This is a genomic window from Pseudomonas sp. NFPP28, from assembly GCF_900115535.1.
GTDB classification, from domain to species: Bacteria; Pseudomonadota; Gammaproteobacteria; order Pseudomonadales; family Pseudomonadaceae; genus Aquipseudomonas; species Aquipseudomonas extremorientalis.
This window is the reverse complement of sequence record NZ_FOWT01000009.1, coordinates 134,843-150,229: the sequence shown is the minus strand read 5'-3', so window position 1 is coordinate 150,229 and position 15,387 is coordinate 134,843. Positions and strand designations below refer to the sequence as shown.

The 15,387-nt window shown below is 61.9% G+C and carries 10 protein-coding genes; 3 read left to right on the top strand and 7 right to left on the bottom strand.

Features of this window, described 5'->3' with window-relative positions; genetic code table 11:
• Positions 1 to 67: 67 nt before the first annotated feature.
• The 7 genes from BM110_RS22930 to aspA all read right to left on the bottom strand — a co-directional run bounded on the left by BM110_RS22930 (position 68) and on the right by aspA (position 12,372).
• Positions 68 to 4,585 carry a hypothetical protein gene (locus BM110_RS22930; protein ID WP_371914799.1) on the bottom strand — a complete coding sequence of 1,506 codons (4,518 nt, stop codon included), beginning with the start codon at positions 4,583 to 4,585 and terminating at the stop codon, positions 68 to 70.
• Between the two features lie 177 nt (positions 4,586 to 4,762).
• Positions 4,763 to 5,854: a polyamine ABC transporter substrate-binding protein gene (locus BM110_RS22925; RefSeq protein WP_093514222.1), complete on the bottom strand. Its 1,092-nt coding sequence runs from the start codon at positions 5,852 to 5,854 to the stop codon at positions 4,763 to 4,765.
• Entirely contained in the window at positions 5,851 to 6,885 is a 1,035-nt protein-coding gene (locus BM110_RS22920; RefSeq protein ID WP_093514221.1) for a histone deacetylase family protein, read from the bottom strand. The genes BM110_RS22925 and BM110_RS22920 overlap by 4 nt, the downstream gene beginning before the upstream one ends.
• A gap of 131 nt (positions 6,886 to 7,016) precedes the next feature.
• Positions 7,017 to 8,009, bottom strand: a complete 993-nt coding sequence (locus BM110_RS22915) for an AraC family transcriptional regulator (RefSeq protein WP_092241599.1) — start codon at positions 8,007 to 8,009, stop codon at positions 7,017 to 7,019.
• Positions 8,010 to 8,060: 51 nt separating this feature from the next.
• Positions 8,061 to 9,038: an asparaginase gene (locus BM110_RS22910; RefSeq protein ID WP_093514220.1), complete on the bottom strand. Its 978-nt coding sequence runs from the start codon at positions 9,036 to 9,038 to the stop codon at positions 8,061 to 8,063.
• 77 nt (positions 9,039 to 9,115) lie between these two features.
• Positions 9,116 to 10,567: an alanine/glycine:cation symporter family protein gene (locus tag BM110_RS22905; RefSeq protein WP_071490830.1), complete on the bottom strand. Its 1,452-nt coding sequence runs from the start codon at positions 10,565 to 10,567 to the stop codon at positions 9,116 to 9,118.
• Between the two features lie 380 nt (positions 10,568 to 10,947).
• Positions 10,948 to 12,372 (bottom strand): aspartate ammonia-lyase, encoded by a 1,425-nt coding sequence (aspA, locus tag BM110_RS22900; RefSeq protein WP_092241603.1) that lies wholly within the window; start codon positions 12,370 to 12,372, stop codon positions 10,948 to 10,950.
• A gap of 182 nt (positions 12,373 to 12,554) precedes the next feature.
• Between aspA and BM110_RS22895 the strand changes: the two genes are divergently transcribed.
• The 3 genes from BM110_RS22895 (at position 12,555) to BM110_RS22885 (ending at position 15,292) form a co-directional block, all read left to right on the top strand.
• Complete coding sequence (locus BM110_RS22895; protein WP_093514219.1) at positions 12,555 to 13,463, top strand: LysR substrate-binding domain-containing protein; 909 nt, start codon at positions 12,555 to 12,557, stop codon at positions 13,461 to 13,463.
• Positions 13,464 to 13,703: 240 nt separating this feature from the next.
• On the top strand, positions 13,704 to 14,195 hold the full coding sequence (gene purE / locus BM110_RS22890; RefSeq protein ID WP_003176980.1) for a 5-(carboxyamino)imidazole ribonucleotide mutase: 492 nt from the start codon (positions 13,704 to 13,706) through the stop codon (positions 14,193 to 14,195).
• 11 nt (positions 14,196 to 14,206) lie between these two features.
• Positions 14,207 to 15,292, top strand: a complete 1,086-nt coding sequence (locus BM110_RS22885) for a 5-(carboxyamino)imidazole ribonucleotide synthase (protein WP_015886586.1) — start codon at positions 14,207 to 14,209, stop codon at positions 15,290 to 15,292.
• Positions 15,293 to 15,387 lie beyond the last annotated feature (95 nt).

The window sequence follows — 15,387 nt, the reverse complement described above, 5'->3', positions numbered from 1 at the left end:
GAATGCGCACGGTAATGACAGAAGGAAGGTCGCGGATGGTAGTTAATTAACGGTCGACCCGGGCGGTTCAGGTTCTGCGCTTCTCGAAAAACAGCCGGCGGGCTTGCTCCAGGCTGATTTCGCTGAGGTAGAAGTCGATGCGCTGGGTTTCGCTCAGGCCTGTGGTGGTGTCAGCGGTCCGGCCCTGGCGTTGTTCGGCCACGGTTTTCAACCGCGCGGCGATGTAGTTTTTTGCCGGTGTCCAGGAGGCACTGTAGCGAAAGTGCGCATACCACAGCGGGCTGCCAGAGCTGCGCTCGGTGATGCTGTATTCATCGAGAAAGTCCGGGCGAGGGCCCTTGAGCCTGCGTCGAGAGACCGTTTTCCGGATTGTTATTTCATCATGCTCCAGCAGCCACTCGACACTCTGGGTGGTCGGCGGCAACTTCTTGTAAAGCCTGCGCACGTGATTGCGACTGCGGTTGTACAGCTCGGCGATGGCTGCTGTCAGCGCCTTGTTGACAGTGCTGGCCGAGAGCGTGTCGTCGTCGGTGATGTTGCTTTGGGTCAAGGCGCGGTCAATGGCTTCGACAGCCTGTTCCAGGCGCTGGGCTTGCTGGTGATAAAGAAATTCGATGCCCGTTGGTGTACGTGCCTCCTGGTTGGCACGCAATTCGGTACGACGATGGAAGTCGGGCAGTGTGTCCAGCAGGGCCTGGCCTTCGCTGACGGCGACGGACGTGCTGAGCGTGGGCATCGGTTTTTTAGAGGTGGGCAGCCTTTCGACCCAGACCCCCGGGCTTTTCTGGTGATAAGTGGCGATGATCCTGTTTGTAGTCGGGGAGCGGATATCCACCAGGTCGGTCTCCTGCCCGGCCGACGACAGCCGCGCTTCGCCGATGCGGATGCCATCGTAGCGGGTACGGATGAACTTGGTCAGGGGGCGCGGCCTCACGGGCGCCGGGGCGGGGCGCAACCTGAACGCATCTCTCTCGACGATCAGCAGTGCCAGATTCTGTGAAGCCTGCTGGCTGAACTCGCTGATGTGCGTGTGCAGCTGCCTGACCGGGTCCGTCTGTACATGTTCGGTAAAGCGTTCGGCAAAATCACTCAAGCGTTCGTCAAGCATCTGGAACTGACCGACCAGGCTGCCCAAGGTGTCGATACGTTCATCAAGGCGCGACTCACTGCGCTCCTGCAAGGTGTCGTTCAGGCATTGGACGACGATATCGGCGGCGTCGACAATCGCATCGATGGTCGACCAGGCCTGCGGGGCGGTGCTCAGTGTGTTTTGCGACAGGCACAAGTGGCGGGCGAGGGTGATCTGCAGGGCCTTGAGGTATTCGCGAGGATAATGCGGCAAGGTGCCCTTGGTGTCTCGGATCAAGGTGACGCCTTCCCTGGACAACAGCCGGAGTTCGTCGAAGCGCGTGTTCATGTAGTCCAGGCGCTCAAGCATGTCCTGGGTCAGGCCCATCATCTCGCGTGCGTCATCGAAGGGGCGTTCATCGGTTGGATTCTGAAGTTGGTCCAGCACCCTGCGCATCATGGGGGCAAAGCGGGTGAGGGCCTCGCGAATACCCGCGCGGGTGAATTCGATCTGTGCCTTGAGGTAGGTGATGGCCTTGGACGCGTAGTCCGATGAGGGCGCGAAGATATTCAACTGCTTGAGTTGCTGCAGGGCCGATTCATAGTTTTCGCGTTGATCGACCAGGGTCTGCAGATAGCGTTGCCGACGTGAATCGGCCGTTTCGGCGGCCCCGTTGGTCATGTCTGCGTGGGCTTTTTGCAGCTCGGCCTGTGCATCTTTTTTGGTTTTTTCGAATTCGCTCAACTGGGTGCGCAAGTGTTTCGCGCGCTCTTGCGCCAAGGCCTTGGCCCTTCTGGCTTTCAACGTAGGCCCGCCGCCGCGCAAGCGCAGGCGGGTATCGACGAACCAGTTGCCTTGGCGGTTGGCGATCAACAAGGGGCCCAGGCGCGACAGCTGTTTCCCATCGACAATCACGACATAGTCGCTTTCATCAATGATCACCTGGAACCAGCGGTTTCCCACGGGGGCGAAATATTTGTCCGCGACCTTGTAAAGGTGTTGGCTGGGGCCTTGCTCGCTGATCGGTTCGCCCAGGTTGCTGGGTTTCTCGACCTTGTAGGTGTCCAGGAACGCTCCCAGTTGCGAAGGGTTGCGGTGGGATGCACCGCTGGTGTGCAACGGCTGGGAGCGGTCTGCGGGGGTTTCAGAGGTATTGACGTCTGCGATCTTGCGAATGGTGGTCGATGGTTTTTCTTCGGGTAGTGTTGGCTCTATCAGCGGCCGCTTCGCAGGGGGAGGCAACGCCTCGGTGCGGCGAGTTACCCGGTGCAACGTGATCGCCATGCCCAGGTTGAGCAGCAAGTCGGTGATGGCATTCCAGCGTAACCGGTGCAGGGGGTCCTCCTCGGCGTCGACGACTTCTTGCAGTTGATCCATGATTTGCCAGATCCACGCCGCAACGCCGGCCGTGCGCCCCAGGAACGGCAAAGCGGCGTTGAAGATCAGCCAGCCGGTGCGCTCGAAAGTGGCCCAGCGCGCATCGGCATTGGAGACCGACTGCCTGTCGGCCAACGTGACCAGCGCATTGGCATTGGCTTTGAACAGGGCGGCTAGCCGGTCGCCATCGAGGGTTTCCTCGCCCAACCGCAACGGACCGCTCAGGCTCAGCACCTTGGCAGGGTCCACCAGGAAATCCACCACCGACCAGGGTGACGGCACGGAGCTTGGGAACACGTACCGGGCGTAATCCGTGCGCACGTTGTCCGGCAGCCAGGCCAGCACCGATTCGCGCAGGCTTGGGGATTGCTGGATCGCGTAGATCAGATTGGCCGGCGAGGGGTATTGGCTCAAGGGGTCCTCGAGCAAGGGGCGGTAGAGCAGGCAGGGCCCGGCCTGCATATGGGAGGGCCCGATCACGAACATGTTCGCAACCGTGTCCGGCTTGCCGCTGGTGTTCCGACTTACAAAGGCCAGCGGCCGGATGACGATCGTATTGCCTTCGACTTTGTGATCGGTCGCGTTGTCTTGCATCACGGCGTTCACATAGCGATAACCCCGTTCGTCGATGCCGCCGATCCGGTTGAGTTTGCAGTGCAGCGCCAGCAGCGGCAGTTGAATGCGAAGATGGCTGGTGTAGAGCTGCTCGCGTCGCCACGATTCCGTCGGGTCATCCAGCAGTTTGCTTTTGATCAGCGCGGGGTAGGCGTTGCCGACATCAATGCCGGTAATCAAGGTTTCCAGGTAGCTGACAGTGAGCCACTTGGGTATTGCGCCGCCATTGCTTCTGCGCAGGGTTTTGTTGCCCAGGGGCAGGGCGATCAGGTTTTGCAGGGCCAGTTGCGCCAGGCTGAAGGTGGTGGTCACGGTTTGTCCAGGCACGGTGAAGGTGCCCCAGATGACGGGACTCTGGATCACGATGTCGAACTTTTCCAAAGCCAGGTCCCTGGCCTCTGCGTGATCTTTGCTCATCTGCAGTTTCAGCGCTTCGAGCGCGTACTGCTCGATCGGCGCAATGCCGTCATCGTAAGCCTGGCCTTCGTTCAGGCTATGCAGCGCCGCCAGATCCTTCAGGTGGCGGCCATAGGCATCCTGGTCCGAACTGGAGGCCTTGATGAGCCATTCCGGCAAGGCTTCCCTGTACCAGTCCAGGCCGGGTGTCTTTTGGCTGACAGCCTTGGCGGCAGGTGCCGTGATTGGCCCCGGCAGGCTTTGCATCGTGTCCGTAAAGTGCAGTGCACCGATGGCGTCGATCTGAATGGAGATCAAGATGCAGGCTTGTTGGTCGAAAAAGTTGCCGCTGGGTTCGAACAGGCGCCAATCGATTTTCTTGCCCAGGGCGCGGTCCGGCAGATAATTCTCCAGGGCATTGCCCAGTGCCTCGGTGGAATTGAATTTGTCATAGCCGTGCCCCGGCGCGTATGTAAGTAAAACTTCCTGGCCGTTCTGTTTACCGACCAGTACCGCGATCAAGCTGTCATTGAGGTGGGTGGCCTTGCCTGCGTCGTCGATCAGGAAGATATCCACCAGGCAGGCTCGGGATGCATAAGGGTCGTTGCGCTTGCGCAGATCCGGGTCCGGTTCAACGTACAGGCTGCGCGCCATGACACAGTCTTCATGGGTCCAGCCCTCGACCTTGTCCACATTCCAGAAGCTGCGAAGGGCGCTAGAGAGTTGATGCCAGTGGGGGACGGCATTGCCGTTGGACAAGTTCCAGTAATCGGCCTGTTGTTCCTGAAACCCGATGATCATCACCGGTGCCAGCAAATTGATAGTGTTGGCGATGTCTTCAATGCGCACGGGCAGGTGCACCGGCGGTTCAGCGATAGGCAGTTGGGTGAGAAAGTGTTCCCCTTCGACATACAGCGTCGGTACACCGAGTACTGCCTGTTTGGCCAGCACGTCGGACAGTGCCTGATACCGAGGGGGCTTGGCGATGATCTTATCGCCGACGATGTCCCAGACGGGCGTACCGACCACGGTGATATTGGGGTCTATATCCAGATGGGGATAGTTTATTTTGAGCTCGCGTCGCAGCAATGCGGCCGCCACCTCGCGAAAGGCAGGGCCGGCAGACAACTGAGTGATCAAAGTGGCTGTGGAGTAGAAGCGGGAGGCTGACGACGAAGCAGGCGATGCTGTGGTTGATGTCATAAGGGACCTGACAGGCATGGGTGGGCGACGCCCGAGGCTGAGCCCCGGGTGTTGCCATGCTAGGAAGCATGCCGTCAGGAAGGCGGTGTTTATCTATGGCAATCAGGTGCCGGACTTGATCTTGGTCCAGGCGCGGGTCCTGGCACGTTCGGCATCACGGCCCAGGGGTTTCAGGGTATAGAGCCCCGCCATCGCCGCCTCGGTGGGGTACAGGTTGGGGTTGTTGCGGATCGCCGGGTCGACCTGTTCGGTCGCATCCTTGTTCGGGTTGGGGTAGCCGACAAAGTCGCTGACAGGTGCGATCACCTGGGGTTGCAGCAAGTAGTTGATAAAGGTGTAGGCGTCCTGTGGGTTCTGCGCACCCTTGGGAATGGCGAGCATGTCGAACCAGATCGGCGCGCCCTCCTTGGGCAGGCGCATATCCACCACTACGCCGTTCCTGGCCTCCTTGGCGCGGTTGGCCGCCTGGGAGAAGCTGCCCGAATAACCCACGGCCACGCAGATGTCACCGTTGGCGATATCGGCCATGTACTTGGACGAATGGAAATAGGTGATGTACGGGCGGATCTTCATCAACAGCGCCTCGGCCTTGACGTAGTCATTGGGGTTGCTGCTGTTGGGGTCCAGGCCCAGGTGCTGCAGGGCCAACGGCAGGATCTCCGAAGGCGAGTCGAGCAGGGCTACGCCGCATTGCTTGAGCTTGCTGATGTTCTCTTCCTTGAAAATCAGGTCCCAGCTGTCCACCGCAGCGTTGTCGCCGAGCGCAGCCTTGACCTTGGCCGGGTTGAAGCCGATCAGGATGGTGCCGTACATGTAGGGCACGGCGAATTTATTGCCGGGGTCATTGGCTTCGATCAGCTTCATCAGCTTGGGGTCGAGGTGGTTCCAGTTGGGCAATTGGCTGCGGTCCAGGGGCTGGAACACGCCGGCTTCGATCTGCTTGGCGAGGAACACGTTGGAGGGCACCACCACGTCATAGCCGGAGTTGCCGGTGAGCAGCTTGGCCTCCAGTGCTTCGTTGGTGTCGAAGATGTCGTAGACCAGCTTGATCTTCGGGTTCTGCGCCTTGAAGTCCTCCAGCGCCTTGGGCGTGATGTAGTCGAACCAGTTATAGACCTTCAGGGTTTTTTCTTCGGCGTGTGCGGTGCTGCTCAGCACGGCGGCGCAGAGCATAAGCGACTTGAGCATATTCATTGGGCGGCCCCCTCAAAACCTTCGAGCACATTGACGGCGTTGATGCCGATTTCTTCCACCGCGTAACCGCCTTCCATCACGAACAGCGTCGGCTTGCCCAGGCGTGCGATGCGCGCGCCCATGGCCAGGTAGTCCGGGCTGTCGAGCTTGAACTGGGAGATCGGGTCATCCTTGAAGGTGTCCACGCCCAGTGAGACCACGAGGATGTCGGCGCCGTAGTGTTCGATCTCCCGGCAGGCCTGCTCCAGTGCTGCGCTCCAGGTGTCCCAGCCGGAGCCGGCGGGCAACGGGTAGTTGAAGTTGAAGCCTTCGCCGGCACCTTCGCCCCTCTCATCGGCATAGCCCAGGAAAAACGGAAACTCGGCCTCCGGGTGACCGTGGATCGAGGTAAACAGCACATCGCGGCGGTCGTAGAAAATCGACTGGGTGCCGTTGCCGTGGTGGTAGTCCACATCGAGGATCGCGACCTTGCGGTGGCCCTGGTCGAGAAACGCCTGGGCGGCAATCGCGGCGTTGTTCAGGTAGCAATAACCGCCCATCAAGTCGCTGGCGGCGTGATGCCCCGGTGGGCGGCACAACGCGAACGCACTGTGGGCGCCGCCCTGGATCGCCTGTTGTGCGGTGAGCGCCACTTGCGCCGCCGAGTAGGCCGCCTGCCAGGTCCCGGCGGTAATCGGCGCGCCGCCGTCGAAACTGTAATAGCCCAATTGGCCGTGCAGGCTGGTGGGCAGCACGCGGCGCAGGGTGCGCGCGGGCCAGGTGTAGGGCAGCAGATCGCCGTCCTCGCCGTATTCGGTCCAGCGCGCCCAGGCGCCTTTGAAAAAATCCAGGTAGTCGCGGTTGTGAATGCGCTGCAAAGGCGCCAGGCCAAAGTCGTATGGCGCCTGCACTGGCCCCAATTCGCGGTCCTTGACCCGCTGCAGCACATGGTCGGCCCGCGAGGGCATTTCGAAGCAGGGCATCAGTTGCCCGTCCATCAATTCGCAGCGGCCGTGGTGCAGGTGGTGATCGTCCGAGTAGATCGTCAGCATTCTTGTTCTCCGCAGGCTGGGTCGGTGCATGCAGTCTTGCGGTGGGCGCGGTTCAAGAGAACGGCAGGAGCGGCCAAAAGGGGATGAATATGGCCAAAGTGTCTGTCCGTAATTCGCCCCTCAATGGCGCATCATGCTCGAAATTGGCTCGGTGCTACGCCGCTCCAGCGCACAAATGCATGCCGGAAACTCGCTGTTTCGCTGAACCCCAAGGCCTCCGCAATCCGGTAGATCGGCCACTGGTCCTCCGCCAGCAGTTGCTTGGCGCGCTCGAAGCGCAACTCGTCCAACAGCTCCTGGTAGCTGCAACCCTGGTCGTGCAAATGCCGGCGCAGGGTGCGCGCCGAGCAGTTCATCTGCATGGCCAGGCCTTCCAGGCCCGGCGCGGCGTTGAGTTGCGCGGTGAGCAACTGGCGAATCCTGCCCAGCCAGGCCTGGCGCCCGGTGAACTCCAGGTTCTGCTTGCGGCAGCGCTCGGCCATGGCGTGGTGGGTGACGGTGTCTGCCAGCGGCAGTGGCTGTTCGAGCCAGTGCCGGTCGAAGGCAAACGCGTTGGCGCTGGCCTGGAACTGCAACGGGCAAGGGAAGCTTTCGGTATAACGCGCGCAGTAGTCCGGGGCGCCGTACTCGAAGCGTGCGGCGAGCAGTGGCAGCGGCTGGCCCAGCAGGTCGTCGCAGATGACCTTCAGCGAGGCCAGGCACAATTCGACATTGAACATCTCAAGCGTCGGGTCTTCGCGATAATCACGGGCGGTGAACCAGACGCGCTGGCCATCTTCCTCCAGGCTCAGCTCGAAAAGTGTTCCCAACAGCGCCGGGTAGTGCAGCGCCAGGCGCAAGGCGTCACCAAAGGTGGCACTGGTGAGCAGGGCATAGCCGAGCATGCCATAGGCCGATACATGCATCTGCCGGCCCAGTTCCAGGCCGATATCCCGACGCCGCGCCACGGCATTGGCACACACGCGCATCTCCTGGTTGGTGGTGATGCGCGTGTCGGCGCGGCTCAAGTCCGCCGCGCAGATGCCGCTGCCAGCCAGCAGTTCCTGGGCCGGCAAGCCTTCGGCCTTGAAAGCGTTAAGCACCAGGGACACGGCGTTGAGAGTGGTCAGGTGGGAGTGCAGCATAGGGGACTTCCAGCCAGGGGATGGCTGGAAGGGAAGCAAGTTACAGGCCGGTCAGCTCAGCTCGCCACACAGGTCGAGTTCCACCAGACGACGAACCTCGGCGGTGTCGAGCCCTGCACCGAGCAGTGCATTGAGCTTGCCGAACACCGCTTCGCGGGTCATGCCGCCACCGGACAACACGCCGACGCCGCGCAAACGGCTGCCCGCTTCGTACACATCCAGCTCCACACCGCCTTCATGGCATTGGGTGATCGCCACCACCACAACGTCTTGATCGTGCGCGCGTTGGAGGCTGGCCAGGAACGCCGGGTTGTCGCTCGGCCCGGTGCCGCTGCCGAAGCATTCCAGCACCAACGCCTGAATGCCGCTGTCGATCAGTGCATCCAGTTGCCCGGCGGCAATACCCGGCACCAGCGGCAGCACGCCGACGTTGGCCACGACTTTGGGCTGACGGTAATGCAGGGCGGCCGGGATCATTTCGGCCTGGGCGACGCCGCCATTGCGCTGCAGGGCAGCAAACGGGTGGCGACCGAAACTGCGGATTTTCGCGCAGCGGGTCGGCGCCATCAGCGCACCGTGGAAGAACAACTGCACGCCCGGCGCCAGGCCTTCGCCCAGCGCCGCCAAGGCACCGCTGACGTTTTCCCAGGCATCGCTGTCGGGCACGCCGGCGGGTAGCATGGAGCCGGTGAACACCACCGGCGCCGGCAGGCCGAGCAGTTGGAAGCTCATGGCGGCGGCACTGTATGCCAGCGTGTCAGTGCCGTGCAGGATCAGTACGGCGTCGCAGCCGGCGTCCACCGCCTCAACCACGGCGGCGTGCAGGCGCTGCCAGTAGACGGGGGTCATGTTGGCGCTGTCGATCAGCGGCGACATTTCCTGGAAGCGCCAGGCGGGCACTTGCGCGTCGGCAAGCTGTTCGCGCATACGCGCCTCAAAACCTGAAGCGGGCGCCAGGCCGTTGGCGCTGGCCTGCATGCCGATAGTGCCACCGGTGTAGAGCACCATCACGTTGTTAGCTGGGGACATCGAATTTTCTCCTGAACGAAAAACGCCGCCGGGCCCAGAGCATGCCCAAGGCCGGGCGGCGTGTCATCTCTCTACACTCAGCGTTGCGCTTGAGCGTTCAGTTCAGCGGTAGTTTGAGCGCTTGGCTCAGGCTTGACCGGGTTGGCTGGCCAGGCCTTGCGGTCCAGGTCCAGGTCAGGGAACTGGCTGGAATCGAATACCGGGGTCTTGATGCCTGCGGCGCGCTGGTTGTCGTAGTCGTTGAGGATGCGCATGGCGATCTTGAACAGGAACGCCAGGGCGAACAGGTTGACGAACGCGAGCAGGGTCATGGTGATGTCGGCGAAGGCGAACACGGTGCTCAGGTTCTCGATGGAACCCCAGAAAATCAGCACCAGCACCAGGGCGCGGTAGCCCATCAGCACCTTGCGGTTGTTGCCTACCAGGAAGCGCAGATTGCTCTCGCCCAGGTAGTAGTTGTACATGATCGAGGTGAACACGAACAACGCCAGGGCCACCGAGATGAACATGCGACCCCAGTCGCCCACCACCGCCGCCAGGGAGTTCTGGGTCAGGGCAATGCCGTCGCCTTCGAAGCCCGGGGTGTAGAAGCCGGAGAGCAGGATCAGCAACGCGGTACAGGTGCAGATCACGAAGGTGTCGAGGAACACGCTGAACGCCTGCACCACGCCCTGGGCGATCGGGTGTTCGACCGACGCCACCGCCGCCACGTTAGGCGCACTGCCCAGGCCGGCTTCGTTGGCGAACACGCCGCGCTTCACACCCATGATGATCGCGCTGCCCACCAGGCCCCCGAAGGCCTGGTCGAGGCCGAAGGCGCTCTTGACGATGGTCGCGAGCATGGCCGGCACATGGTCGAATTGCAGCACGATTACATAGAGAGTCACGGCGATGTAGACCAGGGTCTTGACCGGCACCAGCAGGTCGGCAATCGAGGCGATGCGCTTGATCCCGCCGATGAACACCAGGCCCAGCAGTACCGCCAGCGCCAGGCCGGTGTAGGTGGTGTCCAGGCCAAAGGCGTTGTTCAGCGAGTGTGTCACGGCGTGGGCTTGCAGGCCGTTGAAAGCAAAACCGAAGGTCACCAGCAACAGGAACGCCATGACCATGCCCAGCCAGCGCTTCTGCAAACCGTGCTGGATGTAGTAGGCCGGGCCGCCACGGAAGGTGCCTTCCGCGTCGGTGCGCTTGTACAACTGGCCGAGGGAGCACTCGATAAAGCTCGATGACATGCCCACCAGTGCGGTGACCCACATCCAGAACACGGCGCCCGGGCCACCCAGTGTCACGGCAATACCGACACCGGCAATGTTACCGGCACCCACGCGACCGGCCAGGCTGAGCATCAGCGCCTGGAAGGAGCTGAGCTGGTCGGAGCTGTTTTTCAGGCTGTCGCGAAACACCGAAAACATGTGGAAGAAGTGACGCAGTTGTACGAAACGCGAGCGAATCGTGAAATAACCGCCTAGCCCGACAATGAGCACGATCAGTACTTTCCCTGAGAGGAAGTCGTTGATGACTTCGAGCATGGAGTGTTCCTCGCTGATTTTTCTAATGGCAAACGCAGGACGGTTCGACGCTATCGCTCAGCACCAGGCAGTGCACGACGTTCGACCCCAATCCTTTTGCGGGTGTTGTTATTCATGCGGTTTCGCGCTGCACAGGACCTCGTTACCGACGATCTCTGACGCGAAGAGGGGCGGCACTATACCTAGGCGAACGTGATCCGTCTGCTCGGGGCGATTAAAGGTTTCAGCTGGGCGGTGGGCCTGCAGAGCGATATTGGCGTTTTTATAGGCTTCATTTCACAACCTCGGGGCAAAAAAAAGGGCCTGAAGAACGAGCCTTCAGGCCCTCAAAAGGTGAGAGGTGTCTAGTCCCTCAGCCTGGTGAGCGGTGCAACAAACGCTTAGGCCTTCAGCGGGACCAAGCGTGGAGCAATCATGTTTTCGGGGCGCAGGATGTCGTCGAGCATGGCGTCGTCGAGCAAGCCTTCTTCGCGCACCAGTTCCAGCACGCCACGGCCGCTTTCGAGGGCGATACGGGCGATGCGGGTGGCGTTTTCATAGCCGATGTACGGGTTCAGCGCGGTAACCAGGCCGATGGAGTGCTCCACCAGTTCGCGGCAGCGGGCTTCGTTGGCGGTGATGCCGACGATGCAGTGCTCGCGCAGCATGTCCATGGCACGTTGCAGCAGGCGGATCGAGTCGAAGATCTTGAAGGCGATCAGCGGCTCCATCACGTTCAGTTGCAGTTGGCCGCCTTCGGCCGCCATGGTCAGGGCCAGATCGTTACCGATGACCTGGAACGCCACCTGGTTCACGGCTTCCGGGATCACCGGGTTGACCTTGCCGGGCATGATCGAGCTGCCCGGCTGGCGGGCCGGCAGGTTGATCTCGTTGATGCCGGTGCGTGGGCCGCTGGACAGCAGGCGCAGGTCGTTGCAGATCTTCGACAGCTTCACCGCAGTACGCTTGAGCATGCCGGAGAACAGCACGAAGGCGCCCATGTCGGAGGTGGCTTCGATCAGGTCGGCGGCTGGAACAACCGGCTGGCCGCTGATCACCGCCAGGCGCTGTACGGCCAGGGCCTGGTAGCGCGGGTCGGCGTTGATGCCGGTACCGATGGCGGTGCCGCCCAGGTTTACTTCGGTCAGCAGCTCAGGTGCCAGGGTTTTCAGGCGTGCCAGGTCTTCACCCAGGGTGGTGGCGAAGGCGCGGAATTCCTGGCCGAGGGTCATCGGCACGGCGTCTTGCAGTTGGGTGCGGCCCATTTTCAGTACGTGGCTGAATTCGACGCCTTTGGCGGCGAACGCCTGGATCAGGCTGTCGAGGCTGGCCAGCAGCGCGTCATGGCCCAGCAGCAGACCCAGGCGGATCGCGGTCGGGTAGGCGTCGTTGGTCGACTGCGCCATGTTCACGTCGTTGTTGGGGTGCAGGTACTGGTACTCGCCCTTCTTGTGGCCCATGGCCTCCAACGCGATGTTGGCGATGACTTCGTTGGCATTCATGTTGGTTGAAGTGCCGGCGCCGCCTTGAATCATGTCCACCACGAACTCTTCGTGGAAATCGCCGCGGATCAGACGGGCACAGGCTTCGCTGATGGCAGCGTGCTTGGCTTCGCTGAGCTGGCCCAACTCGCGGTTGGCGTCAGCCGCCGCTTGCTTGACCATTGCCAGACCGACCACCAATTTCGGGTAATGCGAAATCGGAACGCCCGAGAGGCGGAAGTTGTTCACCGCTCGCAGGGTCTGGATGCCGTAATACGCTTGAGCCGGTACTTCGAGTACGCCAAGCAGGTCTTTTTCGGTACGGAAAGATGCAGCGGAGGACATGACGGAAATCATCTCGATATGGACCCGGAACTGGCCGGAACGCTGCGAATGCTAGGCTTGTAGAACTTTTTGGGCCAATGCTGTTAAGCACTGGCCTATGCACAAACGGCATAATGTGAGTGTGACCCGGTTATCATGGCGGGCGTGTGTGCCAAAATGGTGCGTACCCACGGGAGGCAGCAATGAACCTTGAGAGCAAATGGCTGGAAGACTTCAGCGCCTTGGCGGCGACCCGCAGTTTTTCCCAGGCGGCGGAGCGGCGCTTCGTCACCCAGCCGGCGTTCAGCCGACGCATCCGCAGCCTGGAGGCGGCCCTGGGCCTGACCCTGGTCAACCGCTCGCGCACGCCGGTGGAGCTGACGGCGGCGGGCCAGTTGTTCCTGGTCACGGCGCGTACAGTGGTCGAACAGCTCGGTGAAGTGCTGCGCCATTTGCATCACCTGGAAGGCGGGCAGGGTGAGGTCATGCAAGTGGCTGCGGCGCACTCCCTGGCCCTAGGCTTCTTCCCGCGCTGGATCGCGCAATTGCGCAACGAAGGCCTGAACATCGCCACGCGGCTGGTGGCCACCAACGTCGGCGACGCCGTGCATGCGCTGCGCGAAGGCGGTTGTGACCTGATGCTGGCGTTCTACGACCCCGACGCCGCGATGCAGATGGATTCGGAAATCTTCCCGTCGCTGCACCTGGGCAACACCGAAATGCTCCCGGTGTGTGCCGCCGATGCCGATGGCAAACCGATGTTCGACCTGGAAGGCGACGGCAGCGTCCCGTTGCTGGCCTACAGCGCCGGCGCGTTTCTCGGTCGCTCGGTGAATTTGCTGCTGCGCCAGCGTGCGCTGCGCTTCACCACGGTGTACGAAACCGCCATGGCCGACAGCCTCAAGAGCATGGCCCTGGAAGGCCTGGGCATTGCCTGGGTGCCGCAGTTGAGCGTGCGTGCCGAGCTGGCGCGTGGTGAGCTGGTGGTCTGCGGCGGGCCGCAATGGCATGTGCCGCTGGAGATTCGGCTGTACCGCTGTGCCTTGGTACGCAAGGCGAATGTGCGGTTGTTGTGGCGCAAGCTCGAAGGCGGGGCGGCGCAGAATACTTGAGCCCCTTCGCACAAGGTTTCGTGGTGCCTTGGACTGACTTCAAGGTCAATAAAACCGCCACTTTGCACCGCTAGACAGATGGTCATCCCAGGGGCTGTTTATCTGGATTATTACGGTATACTGCGCGGCCTTCGGCCGGTCCAACCGGCCTTAATTCGTACACCAAGCCACGCCGGATTTCCCGCGTGGCTTGTTGTTTTTTGACGCGCCTGTGGGCGCCCAGAGAGAAGAGGCACGACGATGAGTGCATTGGTTGGCGTGATCATGGGCTCCAAGTCCGATTGGTCCACCCTTAGCCACACCGCCGATATGCTGGAAAAACTCGGCATTCCCTACGAAGTGAAAGTGGTCTCCGCCCACCGCACTCCGGATTTGCTGTTCCAGTATGCCGATGAAGCAGAATCCCGTGGCATCGAGGTGATCATCGCCGGTGCCGGCGGTGCAGCGCACCTGCCCGGCATGTGTGCGGCCAAGACCCACCTGCCGGTACTCGGCGTGCCGGTGCAGTCGGCGATGCTCTCGGGCGTGGATTCGCTGTTGTCCATCGTGCAGATGCCGGCCGGTATCCCGGTGGCGACCCTGGCGATCGGCAAGGCCGGCGCGATCAACGCCGCCCTGCTGTCCGCCAGTATCCTGGGCGCCAAGCACCCGCAATTCCATGCGGTGCTGAAAAAATTCCGTGCTGAGCAGACAGACAGCGTGCTGGACAATCCAGACCCACGCATCGCCTGAGGTTGTTGACGATGAAAATCGGTGTAATCGGTGGCGGCCAACTGGGCCGCATGCTGGCCCTGGCGGGCACCCCGCTGGGAATGAACTTCGCTTTCCTGGACCCGGCGCCGGACGCCTGCGCGGCAGCCCTGGGCGAACACCTGCGCGCTGACTACAGCGACCCGGACCACCTGCGCCAGCTGGCCGACGAAGTCGACCTGGTGACCTTCGAGTTCGAAAGCGTTCCGGCTGAAACCGTGGCGTTCCTGTCGCAATTCGTGCCGGTATACCCGAGCGCCGAAGCCCTGCGCATCGCCCGTGACCGCTGGTTCGAGAAAAGCATGTTCAAGGACCTGGGCATTCCGACCCCGGCCTTCGCCGATATCCAGTCCCAGGCGGACCTGGATGCCGCCGTCGCCAGTATCGGCCTGCCCGCCGTGCTGAAAACCCGCACCCTGGGTTACGACGGCAAGGGCCAGAAAGTCCTGCGCACCGCCGCCGATGTGGTCGGCACCTTCGCCGAGCTGGGCAGCGTCGCCTGCCTGTTGGAAGGCTTCGTGCCGTTCACCGGTGAAGTCTCGCTGATCGCCGTGCGTGCCCGTGATGGCGAAACCCGCTTCTACCCATTGGTACACAACACCCATGACAGCGGCATCCTCAAGCTGTCCGTGGCCAGCACCGACCACCCGTTGCAAGCGCTGGCCGAAGACTATTCCAGCCGTGTACTCAAGCAGCTGGATTACGTCGGCGTGATGGCGTTCGAGTTCTTTGAAGTCGACGGTGGCCTCAAGGCCAACGAAATCGCCCCGCGCGTGCACAACTCCGGGCACTGGACCACCGAAGGCGCCGAGTGCAGCCAGTTCGAAAACCACCTGCGGGCGGTGGCGGGCTTGCCGTTGGGTTCCACGGCCAAGGTCGGTGAGAGCGCCATGCTCAACTTCATTGGTGTGGTGCCGCCCGTGGAAAAAGTCATCGCCATCGACGACTGCCATCTGCATCACTATGGCAAGGCCTTCAAGGCTGGGCGCAAGGTTGGCCACGCCAACCTGCGCTGCAAGGACCGTGCGACGCTGCAAGCGCAGATCCTCAAGGTCGAAGCGTTGATCGCCGAGCAATAAGCCAGGGAGCGGCGGGAACCATTCGGCGACCGCCGTCCTCTGATTGCAGGATGCCAAAGCCTGACTAGGCTTTGGCATAGCTCACCTACATTCAG

Excerpts from the sequence above, each read along its gene's own strand:
- BM110_RS22885 (WP_015886586.1), top strand. The coding sequence starts at position 14,207 with ATGAAAATCGGTGTAATCGGTGGCGGCCAACTGGGCCGCATGCTGGCC.
- BM110_RS22925 (WP_093514222.1), bottom strand. The coding sequence starts at position 5,854 with ATGAATATGCTCAAGTCGCTTATGCTCTGCGCCGCCGTGCTGAGCAGC.
- purE (WP_003176980.1), top strand. The coding sequence starts at position 13,704 with ATGAGTGCATTGGTTGGCGTGATCATGGGCTCCAAGTCCGATTGGTCC.
- BM110_RS22895 (WP_093514219.1), top strand. The coding sequence starts at position 12,555 with ATGAACCTTGAGAGCAAATGGCTGGAAGACTTCAGCGCCTTGGCGGCG.
- aspA (WP_092241603.1), bottom strand. The coding sequence starts at position 12,372 with ATGTCCTCCGCTGCATCTTTCCGTACCGAAAAAGACCTGCTTGGCGTA.
- BM110_RS22910 (WP_093514220.1), bottom strand. The coding sequence starts at position 9,038 with ATGTCCCCAGCTAACAACGTGATGGTGCTCTACACCGGTGGCACTATC.
- BM110_RS22905 (WP_071490830.1), bottom strand. The coding sequence starts at position 10,567 with ATGCTCGAAGTCATCAACGACTTCCTCTCAGGGAAAGTACTGATCGTG.
- BM110_RS22920 (WP_093514221.1), bottom strand. The coding sequence starts at position 6,885 with ATGCTGACGATCTACTCGGACGATCACCACCTGCACCACGGCCGCTGC.
- BM110_RS22915 (WP_092241599.1), bottom strand. The coding sequence starts at position 8,009 with ATGCTGCACTCCCACCTGACCACTCTCAACGCCGTGTCCCTGGTGCTT.